Origin of the sequence: Pontibacter ruber (assembly GCF_023630205.1) — a bacterium.
Lineage (GTDB): Bacteria > Bacteroidota > Bacteroidia > Cytophagales > Hymenobacteraceae > Pontibacter > Pontibacter ruber.
Window position 1 is genome coordinate 263,850 of the sequence record NZ_JALPRR010000001.1, and the last position, 23,617, is coordinate 287,466.

Below are 23,617 nucleotides of genomic sequence, written 5' to 3' on the forward strand. Positions count from 1 at the left end.
AGATTATAATTCTTACCTCTTTTCACCTTCTCGTCTGCTTGCTTTACCACAGTTGCTCACAAGTGCTACCCGATTTGCTGCGCGTGAACAACAGCTTTTACACATGAATCAACAAGTATAAAATAAGCCTATGAAAAAGATGATCTTACAAGCCGCCATGGTAGTAGCTTTAGCTACGCCGGCTACTGCCCAGATGATGAGCGCCCCTGCTCCTACCCCTAACCTTCCGGCGCTAAATGATGAATTTAACAGCACGAGCCTTACCGAAGGATGGAAAAACTTTCATGAAGTAGAAGGCTGGCCGAATAAACTGCTGAAACAGGATGTGAGCGGCACCAGCAAGGGCCATTTATACTTCGAACCCGGCACCTCCGGCTGGTTCTCCGATCAGCAGGCACCCTTTATGTTCAAAGAAATAACCGGAGATTTTGACTTGCGGGCACGCATGAAAGTATCGGGCCGGAAGGGTGAGGTGCCGCAAACGCAGTGGTCGCTGGCGGGGCTGATGGCGCGGGCACCCAAGCAGGGTGGCAAAGACACCTGGAAACGGGGCGAAGAGAACTGGCTCTTCATGACCACCGGCATTGCTGAAGAACTGGGTAAACCTGTGATCGAAACAAAGAAAACGATACGTAGCAACTCCTCCCTTAAACTGCGGCCTGCCAAACTCGACTGGATTGAAATGCGGCTGGTGCGCGTAGGACCTTCGTTTATACTTCTCTACAAGTATGATGGCGATAAAAGTTGGACCGTGCAGGAGCGCTTCTACAACGTGGACATGCCCCAGACGCTGCAGGTCGGCCTTATCGGCTACACCAACTCCTATGCGGTAGATAATAAGATTAAATTCGGCGATACCTTTACCTACAACAACTCCACGTTCGACCACCTCGGCAACCCGGATCTTGCCGTGCGGGTAGATTACATCCGTTTTCAGAAACCCAAAGTAGATTTCGGCAAAAGCTGGCTAGCCTCTGTGGCTGAAAACAACCTGACAGACTATAACCTGACCAACGAAAAGCTGCTAAGTATGCTGGGGGATTAACAACAGGTACAAAAGTTCGTTGATACAGGTATATTCGTACATAATTTTGGTGGAGCTGTGGCCATAGCAGGCACACAGCCCCACCAGATAAGACCAAAGTATGAGCAAAGTATACTTTATCAGCGGCCTGGGTGCCGATGAGCGGATGTTTCAGTACCTGCAGCTTAAGTGCCGGAACATTGCCCATGTGCGGTGGATACAGCCGAAAGAGGAAGAGCCACTCTCTGATTATGCCCGGCGACTGGCTGAACAGATACCGGAGCCAAACCCAATCCTGGTGGGCATGTCGTTTGGCGGCGTGGTAGCCATAGAGTTGGCCAAATTCCTGCATCCGCGCAAAACCATACTTATTTCCAGTATGGCCAGCAGCCAGTCGTTGCCCTGGTACTACCGTGCAATGGGTGCACTACGCCTGCACGAGCTCATCCCGGTACCGCTGATGAAGCGTTTCCATTTTATAGCCCCTGTACTTTTCGGAGCAGCTACACAAGCCGAGAAAATACTTCTCAAGGAGGTGATCCTGGAAACAGAACCGCATTTTCTGCGCTGGGCACTTGGCCAACTGCTGACCTGGCACCAGCCGGATCATTACGAGAATGCGGTTATGATCCACGGAACTGCTGATCGTATTCTGCCTATGCGCGAGCATCCCAATATCATCAAGATAAAAAATGCTGGACACCTCGTAGTACTGAGCCATGCTACAGAGATAAGTGCTATCTTGGATCAGATTTTAGAAGAAGACTGTACTTCATGACAGATAAAAACAAATTCATAGTAAAAACGACAGACGGACGGCAGGCAGACCTGACACAGGCTACCACCTTAAAAAGCAACAACCTGTACCCGTTTGGCCGCCACAACTACTCCATTTACGAAACACCGGAAGGACTTTTTGTGAAAGGCTTTAACAAAGGGGAGCGCGAGATCATGCTGACCTGGTTTGAGGTGATAGACGAAACAACAGCCCGTAACTACAAACACGATTACGTGCGCGAAGACGAAGAATGATGCAGCTTAGCTTCTGGGAAAAGGAAACATACTTCAGCAACATTGATGTGCTTGTGATTGGCAGCGGCATTGTTGGCCTGAATGCAGCCCTGCACCTGAAAACAACACAGCCTACGCTGAAGGTGGTAGTAGTGGAGCGGGGACTTTTGCCAACTGGCGCCAGCTCCAAGAATGCGGGTTTTGCCTGCTTTGGCAGCCCGTCCGAGTTGCTGGAAGACTTAGCGCACCATACCGAAGAACAGGTTTTCGGACTGGTGGAGCGTCGTTGGAAAGGACTGCAGCGCCTTCGCAAAAACCTGGGAGACGCTGTGATCGATTATCAACGCTGGAGTGGCTATGAACTCTTTGAAGACCACCAAGAGCAACTCTACGAGGAGTGCCTCGAACGTATCCCATACCTGAACCGCCACCTGCAAGGCATAGTTGGCGAGCCGGATATTTACCGCCTGGCCGACAACAAGATCGGCTCCTTTGGCTTCAAGCACGTACGCCACCTGATCGAAAGTACGGCCGAAGGCCAGATAGACACCGGCAAAATGATCCTGGCCCTGACGCAGAAAGTACAGTCGCTGGGGGTGCTGGTGCTGAATGGCCTGGAAGTGCTGGAATTGCAGGATGATGGAAAGAAAGTAACTGCTATTACTGACAAAGGCTTGCCCATAGAGGCCCGTGCAGCGCTGGTAGCAACAAACGGCTTTGCCCGGCAACTTTTGCCTGCATTGTCCATTGTGCCAGCCCGTGCGCAGGTACTCATTACCAAACCGATACCTGATCTGAAGATCAAAGGCACTTTTCACTACGACAAAGGGTATTACTACTTCCGCAACATCGGCAACCGCGTGTTGTTCGGCGGCGGCCGCAACCTGGATTTTCTGACGGAAGAAACAACAGAATTCGGGCTCACAGAGCTGGTGCAGAACAAACTAGAATACCTGCTGAAAGAAGTTATACTTCCGGATACACCTTTCGAGGTGGAGCACCGCTGGAGCGGCATCATGGGCTTTGGCGCTGAAAAGACCACGATCGTACAGCAAGTGTCGGAACGCTTAAGCTGCTCTATCCGGCTCAGCGGCATGGGCGTTGCTATTGGCTCGCTGGTTGGTGAAGAGGGGGCGGAACTGGTGTTAAAGAGTTTGTGATAATAAGTTCCGAGTTCCGAGTCACGAGTTCTGAGTTCTGAGTTCCCCCCCTACCTCTCAGAGCTACGCTCGCTACCTTCGAACTCGCGTTCTCAGTAGTCTATGGCGGGGAGTTCTGACACTGCTATACTGCAGGTATAGTTTCATATCTGCTGCAGTCATCCCCCTACCCCCTTCAAAGGGGGATCTGGTTCTAGTTGCATAGCTAGCAGCTATCGAATTGGTTTCCAGTCCTTGGGTTGAGCGCCTATGCGAGTTTTTCCGGTATCGCGATAGCGATATTGCGACGATAGGAGCAAAGGAAAAGCTCCCAGCGCGATGCCCAAGGACGAGGCCCCGCGGCCCTGAGCGCACCAGAGTTAACTATGAAACTAAAGGCAAGTAAGACTGAGGAAGAAAGATAGCTACGAAGCAAAGGCTTGGCATCGCAAATTATTAAACTTCTGCTACAACAGATTTCTTGCTTAGCTCTAAACAACACTAAAGTAATAGCAATAAAAAAGGGAAATCAATTAGCTGATTTCCCTTTCTCAATTCGTGTATTGCTTCTTTAAATCTGTATCCATTGACGTGTGGTGGTTGTGTTATTCAGCATGTGAGGTTTTATAGCTTCCTTTTCAGAATTATAAAACTCATTGTATTCTTCCTCGCTAAGTTCTTCGCGTAAGGCGATGTGAAATTTTGCAAGCTCAGGGTAAAGCTTGTTTCGCTCCTGCCGCTCCTGTGGGCTGCTTGTGTTGAAATCATAAAAGCTTTTCATGGAATAGTAAAATTTTAAATGGTTGATTTTTAGCGGGTTAGAATGACTAAATACTCCCAACTAACGCATTAGGTTACCATATATTTCATTTTACTATATAACACAAGATGTACCCTTAAAATAAAAAGCCAGCTGCACTTTTCAGTACAGCTGGCTTAGAGCTTAAGCAGCCTAAATTAGATTTGTCCTTTTTCGGCAGTTTTCTTTAGCTTCTCGTTTGCAAAAATAGCAACCTCTACCCGGCGGTTCTGCTGCATGCCCGAAACAGTGGCGTTGCTTGCCACCGGCATGGATTCACCATACCCCTGTGTGTTAATGCGGGCTGCACTCACCTTGTTAGAAGACAGCTGATTGAACACTGAGTAAGCTCTGCGCTCAGACAGGCTCTGGTTATACTGTGCAGTACCACGGGCGTCTGTGTGCCCTTCTACAATCACATTGGTATCTTTATACTTGTTCAGCGTCTTGGCCAAGTCTGCAATATTGCTTTGGGCTGTATAGCTCAACTGGTCAGAGTTCGTGTTGAACAGGATACCGGAATCAAACGTGATTTTGATGCCCTCTCCCACGCGCTCTACTTTGGCATTTGCCAGCTCGCGCTGCAGTTCCTCAGCCTGCTTGTCCATGTAGCGGCCAATAACCGCACCGGCAGCGCCTCCGACAGCGGCACCTATAATGGCACCTTTTGCAGTTTTATCTTTCCTTTTGCCGATCAGACCACCGGCAACACCGCCTGCCACTGCCCCTATCACACCACCTTTTACAGTGCGGCTGATCGGCTTTTTAGTAGTTGTCTGCGCACCTGCAGCCAGAGATCCAAACAGAAAAACAACTGCTATTAAGAGTGCGGTAAAAGTTCTAGCATTTTTCATAACCATAAAAATTTCATGATACAACCAGGCGCCTACTCCCTCCTACTTTCTTTTTTTGAGTGCAATCAGCGCCTGACGGAAAGACTATTTTCAAGTGTTATGCCAAACTTATTAAATTAAATATCCCAAATACTTTATCTATTTGAAAGCCAGCAAGTAAATTTTCGTATCGAGTAGAATATTCATTTAACTCTGGCCAAGAACAGAGCTGTAAAAACAAGAAAGCCCAGCCTTCTGGCCGGGCTTTCTTCCGTATGGATGCTAGCTTTAATTTACCTGTTTAGAAAATTTACGACGATCGGCATAAAGATGGCTACCATAATCGCTACCTGTTGCTCGGCAACTGCTTTCAGGTGCAGGCTTGTACTTACCAGAACTTCTTTTGTAAGGTCGGGAAGGTTATCGGCTACTTCTATGGTACCCTTGTTACGCCCCCAGGTTCTCTGTTTAAAGCTTATCAGCGTTTCTCCGGCTGCTCCCTGCACTGTTCTGTTATAAGAAAACGGACTGCACTTCATGGTGTAAAGTTCACCGGTAAGTAGGTGCAGCTTTGCTTTGCCTGTGAGCGAAGAGACTGATGCCGTACCAACTTCTTCCCCGTTGTATTGTATGCTGATGCTTTGGTCGAACCAACTTTTGCTTTTAAAAGAGATGATCGTATTGCCTGTTGTATAGTTTGAATCGTAGCCACTCCAGCCTTCAAAAGTCAGTTTGCCAACAGGCTGATCGGCTGTAAAAAGTTCGACATCGCGGCCTGTCCAGCCTTTACTTTTCCAGTTTAGGATCTCCACTTGGTAGCTCTTATCGAAGCCCAAGTACCTCTACCCCCTGCTCAAAAACAATGTCAACAGGTATGTTTTTGCGGCTGAGGCGGTCTAGGTCAGACTGCAGCTGCGTGCCGATTTGGCCCTGCTCGTTCAGCAGTTTGCCTACACCGGCATAGTCGCCGTTGCCCTGCAGCGTCAGGATCAGTTCCGATAAGCCATTCATGGCTTCGCGCATTTTGGCATAATCTACCCGGTACTTGCCTGTTTGCTCGTCGCGCTGGAAAGCACCTTTCTCTTTAAAGTAATTGAAGCAGACCATGTTGGCCTTGCCGTGCGCACTGGCAGCCCCGAAACGTACCGAGCGGGCCAAACCTGCCATAAACGTAGTATAGTAATCTTCCAGGCTACCGGCAACCTCCCCTTTTCCGTGCAGCTGCGTGATCATGTACAACCCCAGGATGTCGGCTTTGCCCTCTTCCAGTGCAGAGCCATGCTCTTTCAAGGCATCGCGAACCGTGCCTTTACCGTTGATGGTGTTCTTAATGCCCAGGCCGTGCGCCACCTCGTGGAACATGGTGTTGGCAAAGAAGGCATCGAAGGTGATGTGCTTTTTCTGATCATCGGCAATCAGCTCATCCGCAATCGGCACCATGATCTTGTCGAACTTGGCCCGCATGGCGTTTTTGAGTTGCAGGCGGCGCGTGCCTTTCTTTAGTTGTACTTCCTCGTCGTTGGGCAGGTTGATGGCGATGGTTTTACCCCCTGCGTTGCAGTCGCCGGCGTAGTATACTACATCGTAAGCATTCAGGTCCGAGTCGGTGCCGGGTGTTTCTTTTTTATAGTTGGCTGCTACCGGCAGGCCGCGCTGCAGTTCCGGTAAGAATGCAGCATACTTCTCCAGGCGCTTGCTCCAGTCCATGTCTTTGATCAGCACATAGGCCTCATGCGCTGCTTTGTAGCCGAACAGGGCGTCTTCGTACGTTTCGATCGGTCCGATCACCACGTCGATGCGGTTGGTTTTCATGTCCATCCAGGCAAGATCGCTTGGCTGGTAGTTGTCGGTAAGCAGTGCTTCGGCACGCAGGTTCAGGTACTTTTTCAGGCCCGCATCATCGGCTAAAGCAGCAGCTTGCCGCAGCAGGGCCGAAGCACGCTGTACCTGCCCCTTAAACTGCACATGGTAAGGCACCGTGATCAGTTTGCCATTGGCGTCGCGGCGCAGGAACGTATACTGGCTGGCTTTGTCCTTCAGGTTGGCCTGCTCAAACTCCTGCTTCGTCATGTCGTGCGGGTAGAAGTTGGCAGCGTCCGGCTTAGGGCCTACACCTGGTATAAAAGGCTCATTGTTATTAAGGCGATCCCAGGGACCATAGTTGATCTTTACAAACTGCTTTGCTGCTTCGTTATCAAGCGCCGTCAACAGGGAGTCGCCATTGCCATAGGCCTCGTACCAGAACAGCTCGTCCATGATCTTGCCGGCCTCGATCAGCAACGGGATCATCTGGCGCTCTTTCGGGGTAAGGCTGCTCAGGTCTGATGTCAGGCGTACGGTGGTATACATGTTCAGTTTCTGCTGCAGGTCAACGGGTGCGGCTTCGGTCTGAACTGCTTCAGCGGTCATAGCTTCGTTTGCTTTGTTGCTTGCGCAGCCAACGGACATTGCCGCCACAGCAGAAGCAAAAAGAATATGGCTTGGTTTCATCATGGTTGGTATACTTGGGTTCAGATACAGGACGGAAGATAGGAAAATTTGTGAAGGGGATAAAGCAAGTATAACAGAAACGCACTGCAGCCTAGGCAAAGTATGAAAGTATGCCGGGAGGAAGCTCTTTGAATTGCCAGCTTCCCCTCAGTCTATACTTTAACCCGCTGTTACAAGTGTATTTTCGGCTTTACTTTTTACAGTTGCGCTCAGGGCACGGGCTATACTTTCCAGCACCTGCAGAGCAACGTACAGCTTGTCTTCCTGCGAAAGCTGCTCTACCTGCTCCGGCAATCCTGCTACCTCCACTTGCACGCCTCCCAGATATTCTTCTGACTGCATGAATTCTGAGCCTGACCTAAGGTATGGCAGGTGCCTTTGCAGTGAAGAAAACTGGTAGAAGTATAACCTACTCATGGCTTTGCGAAGCACATGCCCGCCGAGGTCCGGGAGCCGATATATTTTAACCACAGAAGCTGCCGTCGTTGCCGCACCATTTCCGAAAGCCTGGGAAATAGCAGTATGACCGGTATGCAGCTGCACCTGGTATACCTGCGCCCGCACAGAGGCCGGCAAACCAGATGCTTTGGCCTCAAGCTCCTGTTTGTACTTTTCTGTACCTGCTTTCCGGGGCTTTTGCTCCTCTCCTTCCCTGCTCTTCAATCCGATCTCTTCCAGCGCCGTATGCAGCTCCTGCACATAGCGGGGGTTATAGGCACTGTGGTAGTATAGTTCTTCAAAGATTTTCAGCTCATGCTCCGGCTCCTCGTCATACTTGCGCTTGTCCACGGGCTGATACGGAGAAAGTATAAACGGGCAATAACGGGCGCCGCGGCCGATCAGTTGGGCTTCGGACATGGTGGTTTTCCCGGGCTTTCCGTTTTTGGTGTCGCGGGTATCGTAAAGACGCACGATATCGAAGAGGTTGAGCACGTCCCAGCCTTCGTTCAACTTATCAACCGCGAACACTGCACGGTACAAGTTGCTTTCATCCTCCAGCGAGTTAATGGCCAGCTGTTTTTGTTCGCTTTCTTCCTTGCTGTTCACCGAGATCAGATGCTCTGGGGCAAAGTCACCTTTTAGTTCTGCAACCAGATTCTCCAGCGTGATGCCGTTGTCGCGGAAGTATAAAAAAGCCTGGTGCAGGGCAAGGCTCCCGCTGTTATCGAACAACTGCTGCTGATCGCCGGCCTGCCGGGCAGCATTAACTCGCAAACGCTCCAGATCGGCTGCTTTCAGGTACTTTATACTTTGCTCAAACTCCTCCCGGAAAGTATGACTGTCTTTGATGGTTTTGGATTTGAAGAGTACCACCGGCTTAATTGGTTTTTTATACTTCTCAAACAGCTTGCGGCGGTATTGGCTCAGCACCACGGCCTGCAGCGCCCGCTCAACAGCAGGCAGGTCGGCCTGCAGCACGTTCACCTCTTTGGAGTAGCCATCGCGGCGGAACTCCTTCAGCGGGTAATCGAAGAGCAGCTTCTGGTGGTATTTCTTGCCGATCTCGGGATGTGCCAGGTCGGCGGTGGCTGTAAACTCGAGCAGCAGGTTCTCCGGGTGCGCCTGAAAAATTTTGTTTACCGTACTTTCCCACGACACCAGTTCTTCCTTCTCCTCCGCATTAAGTTCGCTGCGCTTCTTGGTTTCGGCGTTGATGTGGTGGGCCTCATCCGAGATCAGCACCAGCTTTTGCTCTTCAAAATCATCAAACGTAAGGCTGTTTTCGCGCGGTGTAGCCAGGCGGCTGTGCAACCCCTGTATGGTCGAGAACACAATGTTGATATCCTCCGGGTTAGCTCCCTGGAAATTTTCCACCTCCTTCAGTCGTACCTGCCGGCCATTAATATTCAGACTATCGGCAAAAAGATACTTGGAGGAAGCGGCATTGAGAAAGTTTTCGCGTGTTTTCTCGATGATGTTGGTGCTGTTGACAAAGAACAGGAAATTGCGGTAGCCCTGCTCGTAGAGGTAAAGGATAAGCCCTGCCATAACGAGCGTTTTGCCGCTGCCCGTCGCCATGTGGAACAGCAACTGCAGCGGCTCCCAGCGCTCAGTTCTATACTCATCCATATAAAAGGCAAAGCGCCCGAAGGCCTCCTGCTGGTATGGCCGCTGGCCATAACGCTGCCGCAGGTTTCGGTAAATTACCTCCGGTACCTGGGTCTTATAAAAATCGGCCCCGTTTTGCAGCAGGACCACGTCTAATCTCTCTTTCAGTGATTGCATTATTGACAACACTCTCTGTTTAATTTCCGGAACCACTTGGCGAAGTTGCTCCGGGTGGTGTCCCACACGGTTTCTTTGGCGATGCCCTCCGCCGTCAGGTCTTCCACCTTGATCACTTTTACCTTGTCTTCGTTGGCCGTACCTTTTTTGCTGTAATTCACCAGGTACAAAGTCGCCTGCAGGTCCTGCGCTACACGGTACAAACTGATAAATTTCTGGCTGTTTTTATGCCAGTACTTGCTCGGGTGTGAAGTATAAGGATTTACTTTCGGCTGCTTCTCGTCGCAAAGCAGGAACTCAAAAATGATGTAGCCTTTTTCGGGGTGCCGCTGCAGCCTGTCGAAGTTGATGGCGCAGGTCGGATCGTCCTGCAGGATCTCTTTCACGAACGAAAAGCCACTTTCATCGTCGTGGCCAAGCGGTTTGCTGAGCGGCATAGGCTGTTATGTTACATGGTAGAACATTTTATTCAGCCGTTTATCCTCCTCTGTTACATTCAAATCCGCATCCGCCGTCTCCGTCAGGTTGATGTACAGCTGGTTGTTGTCCAGCAGCGCGTACAGCACCTGCCGTTTAATTTCCGGCTCGAGCTGTGCAAATTCCGTTGCATGGTTTTTCAACATTTCTGGCTGTACTGAATAATGCAGAAAAGGGTTGAGTTCCAGCTCCTTCAGCAGTTCATCCAGCTCATTTTCTTCAGCCTCAGCAATGCGTTCCACCCAGTGCTGGTTCAGCTTGGCCAGTTCGGCATACACAAAGCTGCCGCCTCCTTTCCAGCCTACTTCCGGGGATATGCCTTTGTCATCGCCTTTGATCACCTGCTGCAGCCGGTTGGTCGCGTCTTCCTTGCCATAGTTCATTTGCTCGATACCGATATACTGCCGCTTTAGTTTGTGCGCCACGGCTGCCGTAGAGCCACTGCCCAGGAAAAAGTCTAGTACCAGGTCGCCCTCTTTGGTAAGCCACTCGATGGCCCGGCGCAGAATTTCCTCGTTCTTTTCGTGTTCGAATTTGGTAAGGCGGCCGGCTACACTCAGGTCCATCCAGTTTTCGGAGAGCAGCACCTGCATGCGTGGCGGAATATAATGCTCCGGTTTCCCGGTTTTGCTCAGGCGAATCAGCTCAAACTCACCGGCCTCCAATATACCCTGCTCCTGCAGGTAGCGCTGGTAATAAGTATCGATCAGGCTATCGGTAATCTCTGTGTCTGTACCTTCGTGCTGACGAATATAGCCGCAAAGTAGAGCATAGTTGGCAACAGCTGCCTCGGAGCGGTTGCGTTCCCAGCGCCACTGCCCCATTTCCGGCTCAACGCCCAGCAGCTCAAAGCGCATGGTGGGGCGGTCGGTGCCGCGCCAGTGGTTGTTCCAGGCGCTGGTGGTGGCGCCTTTCAGCTCCTTGAACAGGTTCGGCAGTTTTACCTCTTCGCGCTTTGAGTATAAAAGTATGGTATCGAAGCCGGCATTGAGTTTTTGTATCGTCTCGAACTGCAGTTGCAGGTTTTTAGTGCCTTTTTTAACGATGATGGAGTTGCGGTAATTCTCGCGACCAAACACCTCGTCGCAGAGCACCTTCAGGTAACTTTCCTCGTTGTTGTCGATCTGCAGAAGTATAAATCCGTCCGGACGCAGCAGTTCCTTTGCCACTTCTAAGCGGTTCTTCATGAAGGTAAGCCAAGTGGAGTGATTGAAGCTGTCGTTGTAGCGGAAGCTATCGTTGCCGGTGTTGTAAGGCGGGTCGATGTAGATGAGCTTTACCTTTCCAGCATACACGGGCCGCAGACTGTGCAACGCCAGCAGGTTGTTGCCCCGTAGGATGAAGTTATCGGTAGCAGCTATACTTGTAACCGGCTCCTCTCCTTTGGAAGTATACTTTTTAAAGTTAGTCAGCACCTTGGGAGCCAGCAGCCGGTCTACCTGGTTGGGTGCCAGTGTGGCGTTCCAGAACACCTCGTTCCGGCGACGGTCTTCTTTTGTCTGGCTGCCTTCCAGCAAGCAATCCTTGTACGGCCACGACAGCACCACTTCCCGCGCCTCTTTCAGGTAATTGCCATCCGAGCTAAGGCCGATCTTGTTTTTGAACGAAGTATAACTATCCGGCAGAAAAGACTTGCTGCTGACAAACTGCTGAAACTTTACCTTATCGAACACAAGCATACCTTCCACTTCCTGGAAAAAGTGGCTTTTCAGGTCCGGGTGAGACAACAGACGCTTTAGCAGCGAAGAGTCCGGTTGCAGCCCCAGCTCCACTACTTTATTTTTCAGCAGTTTGCCATCCGCTACCAGCCTATCGTCATGCCTGAGCACGGAAGCCAATTCATCCAACAGGTTCTCTGCCTTACGTTTACGCTGTACTATCTCGTCCATGTATACTTCTATAGTTGAGCCTTTGTATTTTAATCAGAAATATAGCCTTAAATCCGGAAACCAAAAAGCCGTTGCCACTCCTGCTAAGGGCTGGCAACGGCTTATGTTATGGTGTAGTAAAAAAGCTTAAAAAAGGCCGAAAAGCTCTACCTGAATTTTCTCGATAATGCTACCCAAATCTTCCGGATTGGCTACAAAATCCAGGTTGTTCACGTCGATTACCAGCAGTTTGCCCTGGTTGTACTCGCTCATCCAGGAGTTGTAATGCTCGTTGAGGTTGCGCAGGTAGTTAATGCTGATGTTGTTCTCGTAATCGCGGTTACGTTTTTCGATTTGTCCTATCAGTTTGGGCAGGTCCGCCTTCAGGTAAATCATCAGGTCAGGCGCTTTTACCATGCTGATCATCGACTGGAAAAGCGCGAAATAATTATCATAGTCGCGGGTGGTCATCAGGCCCGACTGGTGCAGGTTCTTGGCAAAGATAAAGGCGTCTTCGTAAATGGTACGGTCCTGGATCACGTGCCCGTCTTTTGCCTGAATCTGCTGCACCTGGTTAAAGCGGCTGTTCAGGAAGAACACCTGCAGGTGGAAAGCCCAGCGCTCCATGTCCTCGTAAAAATCCTTCAGGTACGGGTTGTTCTCTACTGCCTCCAGGTACAGGTCCCACTTAAAGTGCTGCGACAGCTTAGTGGCCAAGGTTGTTTTGCCGGCGCCAATGTTGCCGACGATTGCAATGTGCATGGTAAAAGTATAATTGATGTAAAAGCCGGCTACAAAAGTAAAGCATTTTTGCTGAGAACCTGCTGCCGTTTCTGAAATCTTCTCAAAGATAACCGGCCTCTTCGCCAGACTGAATTATACTTCTTTCAGTATCAGTACACTACCTTTTAATCGGCTTTTATACTTGGCAATGCCTTTCTTTTCCCTTTGGACAGGTGCGGCTTCAGCTTTGGTCCGGCGGTTTATACTTGCCCGTGAAGCAGCTGCTCAGGAGATGTTCCTTTTATACTAAAATCAACCCTGTGCCAAACGGTTCGTACTTTAAGGGTATAACTAAAAATCAGAAGCTATGACAAAAGGACATAACCAAGGCCGTGACAAAGCCAGCTGGAACGATAAAGAGAAACAAGGCAAGCACCAGAACAGCCACTTGCCGGATCAGAAAAAGGATAAAGGACCGCAGGGCAGACATGAAAACAAAGACGAGTCGGGCGGCACCAAAGGCAAGAATGCGATTTAACATACTGTACTATTTAAGCAACCGCGGGCTTGTAGCACTTGCTACAAGCCCGCGGCTTTTTTCGCCCATTCTACGGCTTAAGTGCTTTACAACCGGGCTAACATTCTTATATTAGCTAATCACTATTATTTAAGAATGAAAAACCCGCTACTCCATTGTATCATTTTGCTAAGCCTGATAATTACAGCATGCAGCGAGAAGCAGCCTGAGGCAAACACTGAGGCGCCACTAGCTCAGAAAGTAACACCAGCAACTGCAGATAAAAACAAACCGGATTCTGTACATCAGCTCACAGCAGAGGCAGGCCAACCTGCGCAGCAGGATAGTTCTGAAAAACAAATGGAAAGGATTGTTGGCACGTGGCTGTCAGAAGAGGATACGAACTGGAAATTGGTTTTTACTGCGGAAGGTATTTGCTACCAATATTATCAGGAAGAAGCATTGGAAACCGAAAAATTTACTATTTCAAACACAATGCCGCAATGCGATGAAGTAGAGCACATCGACGCTGAAACCAGTTACCTGCAGTTAGAAAATATAGAAAGCAATGAAAAAACCTGTTATGAAATAAACGGCATAACCGGAAGCTTCTTATCCTTAAGACCTCTAACCCTGGGTGGCGCCATGGTATTTAAAAGGCTCTGATTCCGTAATCATCCCTTTAAAACAGCAGCGGCTCCTGTAAATCACAGGAGCCGCTGCTGTTTTTATACTTTGTGCTTACCGTTGCTGGCGGCTTTCGTTGTACCGCTCTTTTACATCGCGGCTCGTGCGCAGGGTGTTGAACTCTACCTGCAGGGCGGCCACTTTCATTTTATCCCCGGTAGTCATGTTGTCGAGCACCTGCTGCTTGCGGTCGCTCAGTTGCAGGTATACATGCTCGGCATAATCCCAGTCGCGGAGGCTCCAGTTACTGCGCTGTGCCCGCACCGAATCCATGAAGCGAATAAAGGCATCGCGCATCTGATGAGATTTAATACCTCGAATGTTGCTGGTGCCGGCCAGGGTGCGCTCCCATCTTGCGGCTGTTTCGCGGTTCAGCGGGTCGCCGTAGCGTTCTTCGTTTTTCTGCTCCAGCTGCCGGTAACCCGACTTCAGCTCGCTGTACTCCTGCTTCGACTTGTCGGAAAGCTGGCCGGAGTTACGTTCCTGGTGTTGCGTTCTGGTCGTGTACTCGCTTTTGATGTGGGGCCATTCTGCGCGTGTCAGGCTGTCGCCCTGGTTGGCTTTGGTTCTCATCCAGGCCCGCAGGTCGGCCAGGTCCTGCTCCAGTTTTAACTTGGACTGGGCCTGTGCTCCAAGGGCAAAAGCTGCCAGCATCAGCGTTAAAGCCCATTTCGTGATCTTTTTCATACGTTTCCTGTACTGTGTTATACTCTATAACAGCACACAGCAATAAATATTATGCCAAATCTATACTTACTGCGTATAACCACAGGTTCGGAAGTACTATTCTTTCTTTAGCAGCAACTTTGCCTGCAAGCGTAAAGCGCATCAAAATTGCACTATCCTTTGCCTGTAATTTCCGTTTAAGCTTAAAAGCAAAGTATAGCGGCCCGCCACAGGGGAAAATACCGTACAAGTTATACTCCCGAACTTAACCTAAGCAAGCACTTATGAGCAACAAAAGAGGCAACTTCATTGAATCCGTTGTTTCTATACCTGACAGGGACAAGATCACACTGAGTGTGGAAGAATTTCCATTTAAGTGTACACTGAGTTTGTCTCCGCTGATTTCGTACTGGGAAAGCAAGATCAAAAGCGACCCGGAATGCAACGCAACCCGGGTAAAAGAACTGGCAAACCTGTTACGTCAGAAACCTGAGCTACTGGAACCCACCCAGGACCTCTCCCTGATCGAAAAGTACATCGATACGGTGGATATCCTGATGGAAGACATTTTCCCGAGCGCGCTCTGGGAAAACGACCTGCGTGCGGCCGTGATCCCCTACCACTTTCAGAGCTTCTATGCGACTCCCCGGCTGGAGGAGTTGCGGTTGCTGCGCGGGGGCAACCTAAGCGAAAAACTGAACCTCGATCTGAAGACGTTGCTCTTTAGGCTGACGCTTTCGGCGTACACCCATATTCTGGAAAAATTCTACAACGCCAACTTTACCGTAGACGAGCCTTTCATTTTTACTATAAAAGATAAGTTCACCGGCCTGGAGCGCCACTACAAGCTTAGCATCGAGCAGAAGTTTATGGATGTGAAGGCCCGAGGCGAGCTCAAAAAGCTGACCCCACAGGAGATCAATTTCCTGATAAACCGCTACAACGACCTGGACCTCTGGATGCAAAAACTACCACCGGAGGACTTCGAATTCACAGGCTTTGCCATCTATGACTTCACGGACGTGACCAACGAAGAAACCATCTCCTCGCTGCGCTACGACCTGCTCGACAAGGACTCGGTAAGTTCAGAGGAGGGATTTCTGAGCCTGCAGCAGAAGCTGCGCGTACTTTTTGAGCTGCCTTCGCTACGCCTGGGACTAGCTTCGTGCCCGGCCCTTCAGGAGTTTGACTCCAGCTACGCCCGCCGGATCTGGCACGGGCTGGTGCTCACCAACACCTGCGACATCAAGCAAAAGGACCTGGAAGAATCAGTTTACCAGGCAGTCATACGCGATGGGCATACCATTGTGGTCGAAGACCTGGAAAGCTTTGGTACGCCAACTCGTATTGAAAAGCAGCTACTTGAGGCCGGAGTTCGTAACCTGATCATTGCACCCCTGCAGTACGAAGGCAAAATCATTGGCCTGCTGGAACTGGCCACGCCTATTCCGGGCGAGCTGAATGCACTTTCTACTATCCGGCTGAAAGAGATCCTGCCGCTCTTTGCCCTGGCCATGAACCGCAGCCTCGACGAGTTGCGCAGCAGTATCCAGAACATCATCAAAGAAAAGTATACTGCCATCCACCCGATTGTGGAATGGCGTTTTACACAGGCAGCCATCAACCTGCTGGAGAAAATGGAGCGCAACGTCAGCTCTGAAATAGAGCCGATCGTGTTCCGGGATATTTACCCGCTCTACGGCGTATCTGACATCCGGAGCTCGGCTTCGGAGCGCAACAAAGCCATACAAGGCGATCTGCTGGAGCAACTGGTACTGGCCAAGGAAGTTATCCTGTCGGCAAAAGACAACCTGCCCCTGTCAATACTGGATGAGCTCACCTTCAAGATCGATAAGCTGTCGCAAAACATTGTGCACGAACTGGCCTCCGGCGACGAGGCGCTTGTACTCGACTTCCTGCGTTCGGAAATAGAGCCGCTTTTCGACCATTTCCAGAAGCGCTACCCTTCCACCACCGAAGCCATCGAAAACTACCGCAGGGCCGTGAACAACCCAAGCGGCGCTGTTTACAACAAGCGCAAAGCCTACGAAGAGAGCCTTTACAGGATTAACGAAAGCATATCCAACTTCCTTGACCGGGAAGAGGAAAAGGCGCAGCAGATCTTTCCGCACTACTTTGAAAAGTATAGAACAGACGGGCTGGAGTACGATATTTACATCGGCTCTTCGCTGCTGAACACCGGGCAGTTTGAACCCATCTACCTGAAAAACATGCGCCTGTGGCAACTGATGCTAACCTGCGAAATTGCCCGCCGCATCCAGAACCTGCGCGCCGACCTGAAGTTGCCGCTCGAGATCACGCAGCTTATACTTGTACACAGCAACCCTATCTCGATCCGGTTCCGGATGGATGAAAAGAAGTTTGATGTGGAAGGTGCCGACAACATCCGTTACGAGATCATCAAGAAACGCATCGACAAGGCTACCGTACTGGGCACCGAAGAGCGCCTGACGCAGCCCGGCAAAATTGCCATTGTGTACACCCAGCCAAAAGAGGCACAGGAGTACATGCGTTACATCGAGTTTTTGCAATCGGAAGGGTATGTGGGCGAAGAGATCGAACACCTGGACCTGGAAGAGATGCAGGGTGTGCAGGGACTGAAAGCGCTGCGCGTAACTGTGAACCTGCAGGAGCATCTGCGCCACGACATCGATGCAGGCGACGAACTGCTGAAGATTGCCCAAAGCGCCGCTCTGAACTAACATGAGGCCCATGACACAAGATATGCAAAATCCTATATTATTTGCATTTTTAAATTTTTAATCGTTAAACCATTACAACAGCAAAACAGCGCACAAAACTATATATCAGAGTTTTATACTTTAAATATTGCATTTTAACTCGCACAATCATTAAATTATTTTGTAATTATTTCACAGCAAGTGCAATTTTTTATTCTTCAATCCCGTTCTTTGTGAGACTTCCAGATTAAAGGCACTGGACAGTTTATTTTTCACTATTTCAACTTTTAGCCAAATGAAATTGAAAAACAGAATTTTGCCTGCTATGCTTTTTTTCGGCGTGGTGGCACTTTCCTCTTGCGAGAAACAGGAGAATGAAACGGTAGATCCTACGCTTGAACAAGGCATGATCTCCCATGTGATGGTAGACTCGGCAGAGGTAACTTCTTACAAGTTCTCCGGCAAACAACTGTCCCAGATCAACCATTACAACAAAGAAACCGGCGAGCTGGAAACCTTCGAGAAGTTTGACCGCGACAACAAAGGCAGACTATACAAAGCCAGCACCCTGCTTGCCAGCAGCAACGCACTTTTAGCTGAACAACAGTATACCTACAACCAGAAAGGCGATTTGACTAAGACAACATCGGCCTACTACACCGGCGGCAACATGGAATACAGCTCGTACGCCACATACGAGTATTCTTCCGACAAGAAACTGGAGAAAAAAATCGTGTTTGACGGCAGCGAAACCGACAAAGACAGCAAAGCAAAGTCATACATCACGTATGAAGTGCTGCCAAACGGCAACTACAGCCAGGAGAAGCAGTACATCATAGACGAAAAAGGTGACGGTAAACTGTACTCCACTACTACCTATTCGTTTGACTCAAACCTCAACCCGTTCCATGAGATCTCGGAGCCGGGTGTAGCCAGCAGCCCGAACAACGTCATCAGCGCCAGCACCGTGGTTCACGGCAGCAAGAAAACGTATACCTACAAGTATAGCTACAAATACGACGAGCGCGGCTACCCACTGAGCCAGACGGTAACAAACCCGAAAGGCCAGGTAGAGACCTTTAAGTACCTCTACAGCAACTAAAAGTAATCAAGATCAATAAAAGCAAAACCGGCTTCGGACAGATTCTGAAGCCGGTTTTGCTTTTTATGGCTTTCCGGTGTCTGTTAAAACGGGCTGGCAACTAACCCCAGAAAACACTACATTTGTTTATACTTCATTTATACTTACATGTCAAAAACAAAAATCACCGTTAACAGCAATGGCTCCCTGCGCATAGAGGGCGACTTTGAAATTGTGGACAAGAATGGCAACGTGTACGGCTTAGGCGGAAGAGAACTGGTTTCGATCTGCCGCTGCGGTCTTTCTAAAAACAAGCCTTTCTGCGATGGCTCGCACAAAGGCCATTTTGAGCACGATGCCCAGGCTTTCGATCTTCCTCCTAAAAAATAAGCTCAGGCAGCCGGAGTACGTACATTTATACTTTTAAACACATGGCAGAGCGCCTGGTTACCATCGCAACATTTAACGAGCCAACAGAAGCCCACATCGTGAAAGGGCGTCTGGAAGCAGAGGGCATTCCCTGTTTTCTAGGCGATGAGCACATTGTTGCGGTGCAGCCATTTTACTCGGTAGCGGTTGGCGGCGTAAAGCTGAAGGTAACAGAGGGCGACGCCGACGAAGCCCGGGCTATACTTGCCCGCATACAGGGCGGCACCAGCGAGTACATCCTCGACGATAACATCGAGCTTGCCCCGCCCATGCAGGAGCACGTACAGCAACTCACCTGCCCCAACTGCGGCTCGGAGCATGTAGCTGAAGAGAAATTCTCCAAAACAGTGTTCTCGATCTCGTACCTGCTGCTTGGGTTCCCGGTACCCTTCGTAAGCCGCAAGTATAAATGTTATGACTGCGGCTACATCTGGCAGCAAGAATAAAAAGAGGGAGCTTACAGGCTCCCTCTTTTATTTTCTGTATCCTCATCTATACTTCTTAGATGCCCTCTTCTGCAAACGGTATCGGGAAGTTTACCCACACATCATCGCCTGCACGGTCTATAGGCAGCTCGTTTAGCTTGTTGTACCGGCGCATGTCTATCCAGCGATGCCCCTCAAAGTAGAGCGAGTAGCGGCGTTGGCGCAGCATTTCGTTTATCAAAGCATCACGAGTTAGAGCGCCTGTATAAGGTCGCAAACCATGGCCTGTCCTGATCCTGTTCAGGGCCGTTACCGCATCGGGCAACTGGTTCGTCTGTATTTTGGCTTCCGCATAGATCAGGATCAACTCTTCGTTCCGGATGATCGGCACCGGATCGGTATTGGTTTTGTAAAGCGCCACATCATAGTCTCCGGTCAGTCCGCTTTGCGTTGCAGGCGCCGTACGCTTCGATACTTTCGACAAACGGTCATCACCGGGCTCAGCATCTTTGATAAAGTCTGGTTGGGCAATGCGCACCTCACCGGTAGCATTGGGGGCAAAGTATAGCGTGTTAAGCTGATCGCCGGAGGCAGTGCTGAACACATAGTATACCCCCTTGTTGAAGTCTCCGTTCAGGTCGAGGAAAGAACCTTCCAGGAAAGTGAGCGCCTCTGCAAACTGGTTTCTGTAAACGGCTACCCTGGCAGCCAGTGCCCGGTTAAACTGCAGGAAAGTTGCAGGAGTGTTAAAGCCGGCAAAACCACCAGACAATGTAAAGGCAAAGGTAGCGCCAGCAGCCTCCAGGTGCCCTTTCGCTTCTTCCAGCAAACCGGCAATGGCTGCAAGCGAGGCTTCTCTGTCTACTATAGGCCCCAGGTTGTTAAAGTCCGCTACATCCAGCCGGATGCCATTCTCGTTCATCATGTTCAGGTTCATGAGTAGTTCGTGGGCCTGAATAGTTTTGGCAAAACCCAGGTAACCTTGCTTCAGCTCTTCTGAAACAAGCTCCGGGTTGGCATTATTGGTAGCTTCGATCAGGATATTGGTATTCTGCACCACGCGGTACCTGGCCGACCAGGGGTTGGTAGTGTAAAACGTATTGTTATCCAGCACGGCATTTCCTGCTCCCAACAGGTCGGAGGTAAAGCGGGGATCGGCCCCGGAGAAACGGTAATGTTCCCGTCCGATGACGCCCACATTGTCATAGTATGTTCCGATGATGTTGCGCATGCCCGCCTCTGTGCCAACCACCAGGTTGTTCAGGTCCGCTATAGTTGCATCATCTGTTTTGATGGTAGGGTTGTTCGGGTCGTCGAACTCATCGATCTCGCAGGCAGGCAGCGCCAGCACTAACACCAGGTACACCAGTGCTTTCAGGTGTCGAAACAGGTTGCTGTATCTTTTCATAATTGCGTTGCTTAAATGTTAAAACCCGATGGCTAAGTGGAAGAACATTCTTCTGGAAGCAGGAAATGGCGTTACTTCCACACCTGTCGACAGGCCATTGCCACCAAAGTTGGATACCTCCGGGTCGTAGCTATCATAATCGGTTATGGTAAAGAGGTTATTCGCTGAAACGCCTATCCGTGCATCGCGCACTACCGTTCCGAACACACTTTGCAATGCCGTAGCCGGTATGGTATAGTATAAACCGATCTCGCGCAGGCGCAGGTAAGAAGCATTCTGCACAAAAGGTTCTGCGGTTACACCCAGCGCCCCAACACGCTCCTCAGCATTGGTTTCACCGTCGCCGTCGTCATCGTCGTCATAGTCTGGCGAAGTGCCGCCCAGGTCGGTCAGCAATTGGGTCAGGTTGATGTTGTCGCCGCCTTTTTTCCAATGGAACAGGAACGAGAAGCTCAGGTTGTTTTTTATGGTCAGGAAATTATGGAAATTCATCTGGAAGTCCGGGGCTGCATCGCCCAGTTTCTGCACGCCTTCATCTCCTTTTATACCTTTTATCTGCGTAACCGATTCGCCTTCCTCGATAAAGAACGTTCCCAGCGTATTGCCAAATCCACCTAATGCAAACGGCGGAATGTCCAGTTCTGTCATTTCAGAGCGGTTAACCCAATAACTGGTGCGCGACTCCCACTTGAGGAAATCCGTTTCTACAGGCCTTACGGTCACTGCCAGTTCTATGCCGCGGTTGCGCAGTTCGCCGCCGTTCACAGCCTGGGTCAGGTAACCGCTGGATTGTGGCAGGTTCTGGATCAGGATGAGGTCTGATACTGTTTTCTGGTATATTGTCCCCTCAAATATCACTTTGCTGTCAAGTACACTTACGTCCAGGCCACCTTCCAGCTCTTTCTGTCGCTCTTGTTGGATATTCTCATTTCCGCGTTGCGTAAAGGGCAGCAAACCGGCCTGGCCACCAGTGTTGAAAGCTACCAGCGAACTATACTTGGCCCCAAAAGGCGGGAACCCGCCTGATTCTCCGTAGGCAGCCCGTAACTTGAACAGGTTTATACTTTCCCACTGCCAGAAATCGAAGTTGCCCAGGTTAACGGCAAGCGAAAATTTAGGGAACGCCTCAAAGTCGTTCACGTCGGCGTTGTTTGAAGACTTATCCAGGCGCAGGCCGGCTGTAGCGATGATCCTGTCTCTGTAGTTCATTTCTTCCTGGAAAAACAGGCCCTTGTTACGCTCTTTAATCCGGTTCTGGTTAACTTCCACTGCACCGGCCTGGTCCAGGTTAGTTTGGTTGCCGATCAGTTTTGTGGCCACATTCAACACCTGATCCTGGTTAAAATTTTCGCGGGTAGCGCCAATGGTGGTTGTAAAGTTTAGCGAGTTATCCGATACCGAAAGATTGTTCACCAGGAAAGCAGCAAAGTTGGTATTCAGGTTATAATTGTTGCCCTGTATAGACGCACCGCCTGTACCCCTGCCTTCAGACTGAAATTGGAGCGTATTGGGGAAGATCGCCCTGGTGCGCAGGTTATAAAAGTCTATGCCGGAGCGCAGCACCAGTTTGGTAGTGCTCATATCGGTTTCATACAGCATGGCATTGATGGTTAAGCCGCCCAAAAACCGATCGTTACTCTCGTTGTTCGTTACCAGGTCACGGGTCTGCAGGAAGTTGGATGCAGCAAAGGGGTTATCCGGATAAACGCCGAACTCGTCCGGGAACAGGTACGCAAAACTTGGGGTAGAAGAAAGCGACACGCCATAGGAAACACCGGCGTTATCGTTGTTCGTCAGGCCCCGGTCGGCTGAGGAGTTGATGTAGTTGGTGCTCAGGCTGAAGTCGAAACGGTCGGATAAAGTATGGTCGAGGTTAAAGCGAAGGGATTTTTTGTTGTAGCCCGTATGTTTTACGATACCCTCTTCATCCTGCAGCAATCCACCCACAAAGAAGCGGGTTCTTTCGTTACCGCCGCTCACGTTCAGGCGGGTGTTGTATAGCATTCCGTTGTTTCCGTACAGTTCTTCTTCGTAATCGAAGATCTGGCCTGTTCTTTGGGCTTCAAGAAACAACGGCACGGCACTGGCGCCATACGTATCTCTTACACGTTCCTCCGTGAAGGTGCGAACGCCCAGCAGGTTCGATACCGTAGCAACGCCGATATCCTGTGCGAAATTAACCTGGGTTTTACCTGTAGCCCCCCGCTTTGTAGTGATGATCACCACACCCGCAGAGGCCAGGGAACCGTAAATAGCCGCTGCCGAAGCACCTTTCAACACTTCTATACTTTCTATATCATCGGGGTTAAGGTCGGCGATGCGGTTAGAGGCGTTGTCCTGATTGGAGGAAGGGTTACCACCTGCCGCTGCGGCAGTTACCGCATTAAGGCCTGCAGAAATAGACGAGTTATCGAGAATGACCCCATCTACCACGTAAAGCGGCTGCGCTTCGCCAAACACAGAAGTAATGCCGCGCAGCTTTATGGCGATGCCACCGCCCGGCGCACCCGAGTTAGACACCACGTTGGCACCTACCAGCTTGCCACTGATAGCCGCATCCATGGTTTGAGGAGTGGTGATGCCGGAAATTTCTTTGGAGTTGATGGTAGCAACGGCGTTGGCTGCATTGGCTCGTTTTACCGTGGTGGCAAGGCCCGTTACCACCACTTCGCTCAGGCTCGTGATCTTCTCCTGAAGCCGGACATTCAGGGTAGTGGTAGCAGCAGTTACATCGTAGGTACGAGACTCGTAGCCCAGAAAGGAAAACTGAAGCTTGCCAGTTGTTTCAGGCAATTGGATCGTGTAACTTCCCGTACCATCTGTTGTGGTACCAACCGTAGTTCCTACCACCACAACACTTACGCCGGGTAATGTATTTCCGGAACTGGCATCGGTAACGGTGCCCCTTACGGTAGTCTGTCCGAAGAGGGCCTGCGGGAGCATCAGGAGCATCATAATAATTCCCGCAAGAGGGTAATAGTTTCTCATAGTATACAGCAGTTAAATGGACAGGAAAGAGAGTTATGGCACAAGGCTTACCTATATAGTAAGCTCGTAATAAGCTGTATACGAGACTTTTTTGTTTATGTAACTATTTTAACATTTTTTTGAA

The 23,617-nt window shown here is 50.1% G+C and carries 21 protein-coding genes; 10 read left to right on the forward strand and 11 right to left on the reverse strand.

Translation table 11 applies throughout. The features are described 5' to 3' along the window. Window positions 1–130: 130 nt before the first annotated feature. The 4 genes from MJ611_RS01065 (at window position 131) to MJ611_RS01080 (ending at window position 3,195) form a co-directional block, all read left to right on the forward strand. Entirely contained in the window at window positions 131–1,045 is a 915-nt protein-coding gene (locus MJ611_RS01065; protein ID WP_250427497.1) for a DUF1349 domain-containing protein, read from the forward strand. 100 nt (window positions 1,046–1,145) lie between these two features. Then, window positions 1,146–1,802, forward strand: a complete 657-nt coding sequence (locus MJ611_RS01070; protein ID WP_250427498.1) for an alpha/beta hydrolase — start codon at window positions 1,146–1,148, stop codon at window positions 1,800–1,802. Further along, entirely contained in the window at window positions 1,799–2,056 is a 258-nt protein-coding gene (locus tag MJ611_RS01075; RefSeq protein ID WP_250427499.1) for a hypothetical protein, read from the forward strand. The genes MJ611_RS01070 and MJ611_RS01075 overlap by 4 nt, the downstream gene beginning before the upstream one ends. Next, window positions 2,053–3,195, forward strand: coding sequence for an NAD(P)/FAD-dependent oxidoreductase (locus tag MJ611_RS01080; RefSeq protein WP_250427500.1), 1,143 nt, complete (start codon window positions 2,053–2,055; stop codon window positions 3,193–3,195). The genes MJ611_RS01075 and MJ611_RS01080 overlap by 4 nt, the downstream gene beginning before the upstream one ends. A 550-nt stretch (window positions 3,196–3,745) precedes the next feature. On the opposite strand, the gene MJ611_RS01085 is transcribed toward MJ611_RS01080, so the two are convergent. The 8 genes from MJ611_RS01085 to MJ611_RS01120 form a co-directional block, all read right to left on the reverse strand. Beyond that, window positions 3,746–3,955 carry a hypothetical protein gene (locus MJ611_RS01085; RefSeq protein WP_250427501.1) on the reverse strand — a complete coding sequence of 70 codons (210 nt, stop codon included), beginning with the start codon at window positions 3,953–3,955 and terminating at the stop codon, window positions 3,746–3,748. A 176-nt stretch (window positions 3,956–4,131) separates the two neighbouring features. After that, window positions 4,132–4,827 carry an OmpA family protein gene (locus MJ611_RS01090; RefSeq protein WP_250427502.1) on the reverse strand — a complete coding sequence of 232 codons (696 nt, stop codon included), beginning with the start codon at window positions 4,825–4,827 and terminating at the stop codon, window positions 4,132–4,134. 272 nt (window positions 4,828–5,099) lie between these two features. Beyond that, on the reverse strand, window positions 5,100–5,618 hold the full coding sequence (locus MJ611_RS01095; protein WP_250427503.1) for a hypothetical protein: 519 nt from the start codon (window positions 5,616–5,618) through the stop codon (window positions 5,100–5,102). A gap of 10 nt (window positions 5,619–5,628) precedes the next feature. After that, on the reverse strand, window positions 5,629–7,299 hold the full coding sequence (locus MJ611_RS01100) for a dipeptidyl-peptidase 3 family protein (RefSeq protein ID WP_377495536.1): 1,671 nt from the start codon (window positions 7,297–7,299) through the stop codon (window positions 5,629–5,631). A gap of 156 nt (window positions 7,300–7,455) precedes the next feature. Next, the gene (locus tag MJ611_RS01105) at window positions 7,456–9,522 is read right to left on the reverse strand and encodes a DEAD/DEAH box helicase family protein (RefSeq protein WP_250427504.1); all 2,067 of its coding nucleotides are present in this window, start codon (window positions 9,520–9,522) and stop codon (window positions 7,456–7,458) included. Continuing rightward, a complete protein-coding gene (locus tag MJ611_RS01110) occupies window positions 9,522–9,959 on the reverse strand; it encodes a hypothetical protein (protein ID WP_250427505.1) in 438 nt (145 codons plus the stop codon). The genes MJ611_RS01105 and MJ611_RS01110 overlap by 1 nt, the downstream gene beginning before the upstream one ends. A 6-nt stretch (window positions 9,960–9,965) precedes the next feature. Beyond that, the gene (locus MJ611_RS01115) at window positions 9,966–11,888 is read right to left on the reverse strand and encodes a DNA methyltransferase (protein ID WP_250427506.1); all 1,923 of its coding nucleotides are present in this window, start codon (window positions 11,886–11,888) and stop codon (window positions 9,966–9,968) included. A gap of 126 nt (window positions 11,889–12,014) precedes the next feature. Beyond that, window positions 12,015–12,629 carry a deoxynucleoside kinase gene (locus MJ611_RS01120; RefSeq protein ID WP_250427507.1) on the reverse strand — a complete coding sequence of 205 codons (615 nt, stop codon included), beginning with the start codon at window positions 12,627–12,629 and terminating at the stop codon, window positions 12,015–12,017. Window positions 12,630–12,957: 328 nt separating this feature from the next. On the opposite strand from MJ611_RS01120, the gene MJ611_RS01125 reads away from it, so the two are divergent. After that, window positions 12,958–13,128, forward strand: coding sequence for a hypothetical protein (locus MJ611_RS01125; RefSeq protein ID WP_250427508.1), 171 nt, complete (start codon window positions 12,958–12,960; stop codon window positions 13,126–13,128). A gap of 135 nt (window positions 13,129–13,263) precedes the next feature. After that, on the forward strand, window positions 13,264–13,773 hold the full coding sequence (locus MJ611_RS01130; protein WP_250427509.1) for a hypothetical protein: 510 nt from the start codon (window positions 13,264–13,266) through the stop codon (window positions 13,771–13,773). 75 nt (window positions 13,774–13,848) lie between these two features. On the opposite strand, the gene MJ611_RS01135 is transcribed toward MJ611_RS01130, so the two are convergent. After that, window positions 13,849–14,481, reverse strand: coding sequence for a DUF6565 domain-containing protein (locus tag MJ611_RS01135; RefSeq protein WP_250427510.1), 633 nt, complete (start codon window positions 14,479–14,481; stop codon window positions 13,849–13,851). Window positions 14,482–14,744: 263 nt separating this feature from the next. On the opposite strand from MJ611_RS01135, the gene MJ611_RS01140 reads away from it, so the two are divergent. The 4 genes from MJ611_RS01140 (at window position 14,745) to MJ611_RS01155 (ending at window position 19,118) form a co-directional block, all read left to right on the forward strand. Further along, window positions 14,745–17,183, forward strand: a complete 2,439-nt coding sequence (locus tag MJ611_RS01140; protein WP_250427511.1) for a GAF domain-containing protein — start codon at window positions 14,745–14,747, stop codon at window positions 17,181–17,183. A gap of 274 nt (window positions 17,184–17,457) precedes the next feature. Continuing rightward, complete coding sequence (locus MJ611_RS01145) at window positions 17,458–18,264, forward strand: hypothetical protein (RefSeq protein WP_250427512.1); 807 nt, start codon at window positions 17,458–17,460, stop codon at window positions 18,262–18,264. A gap of 147 nt (window positions 18,265–18,411) precedes the next feature. After that, a complete protein-coding gene (locus MJ611_RS01150; protein ID WP_250427513.1) occupies window positions 18,412–18,633 on the forward strand; it encodes a CDGSH iron-sulfur domain-containing protein in 222 nt (73 codons plus the stop codon). Window positions 18,634–18,674: 41 nt separating this feature from the next. Then, entirely contained in the window at window positions 18,675–19,118 is a 444-nt protein-coding gene (locus tag MJ611_RS01155) for a putative signal transducing protein (protein WP_250427514.1), read from the forward strand. Window positions 19,119–19,173: 55 nt separating this feature from the next. On the opposite strand, the gene MJ611_RS01160 is transcribed toward MJ611_RS01155, so the two are convergent. Beyond that, window positions 19,174–20,505, reverse strand: coding sequence for a RagB/SusD family nutrient uptake outer membrane protein (locus tag MJ611_RS01160; RefSeq protein ID WP_250427515.1), 1,332 nt, complete (start codon window positions 20,503–20,505; stop codon window positions 19,174–19,176). A gap of 18 nt (window positions 20,506–20,523) precedes the next feature. Beyond that, entirely contained in the window at window positions 20,524–23,493 is a 2,970-nt protein-coding gene (locus tag MJ611_RS01165; RefSeq protein WP_250427516.1) for a SusC/RagA family TonB-linked outer membrane protein, read from the reverse strand. Window positions 23,494–23,617 lie beyond the last annotated feature (124 nt).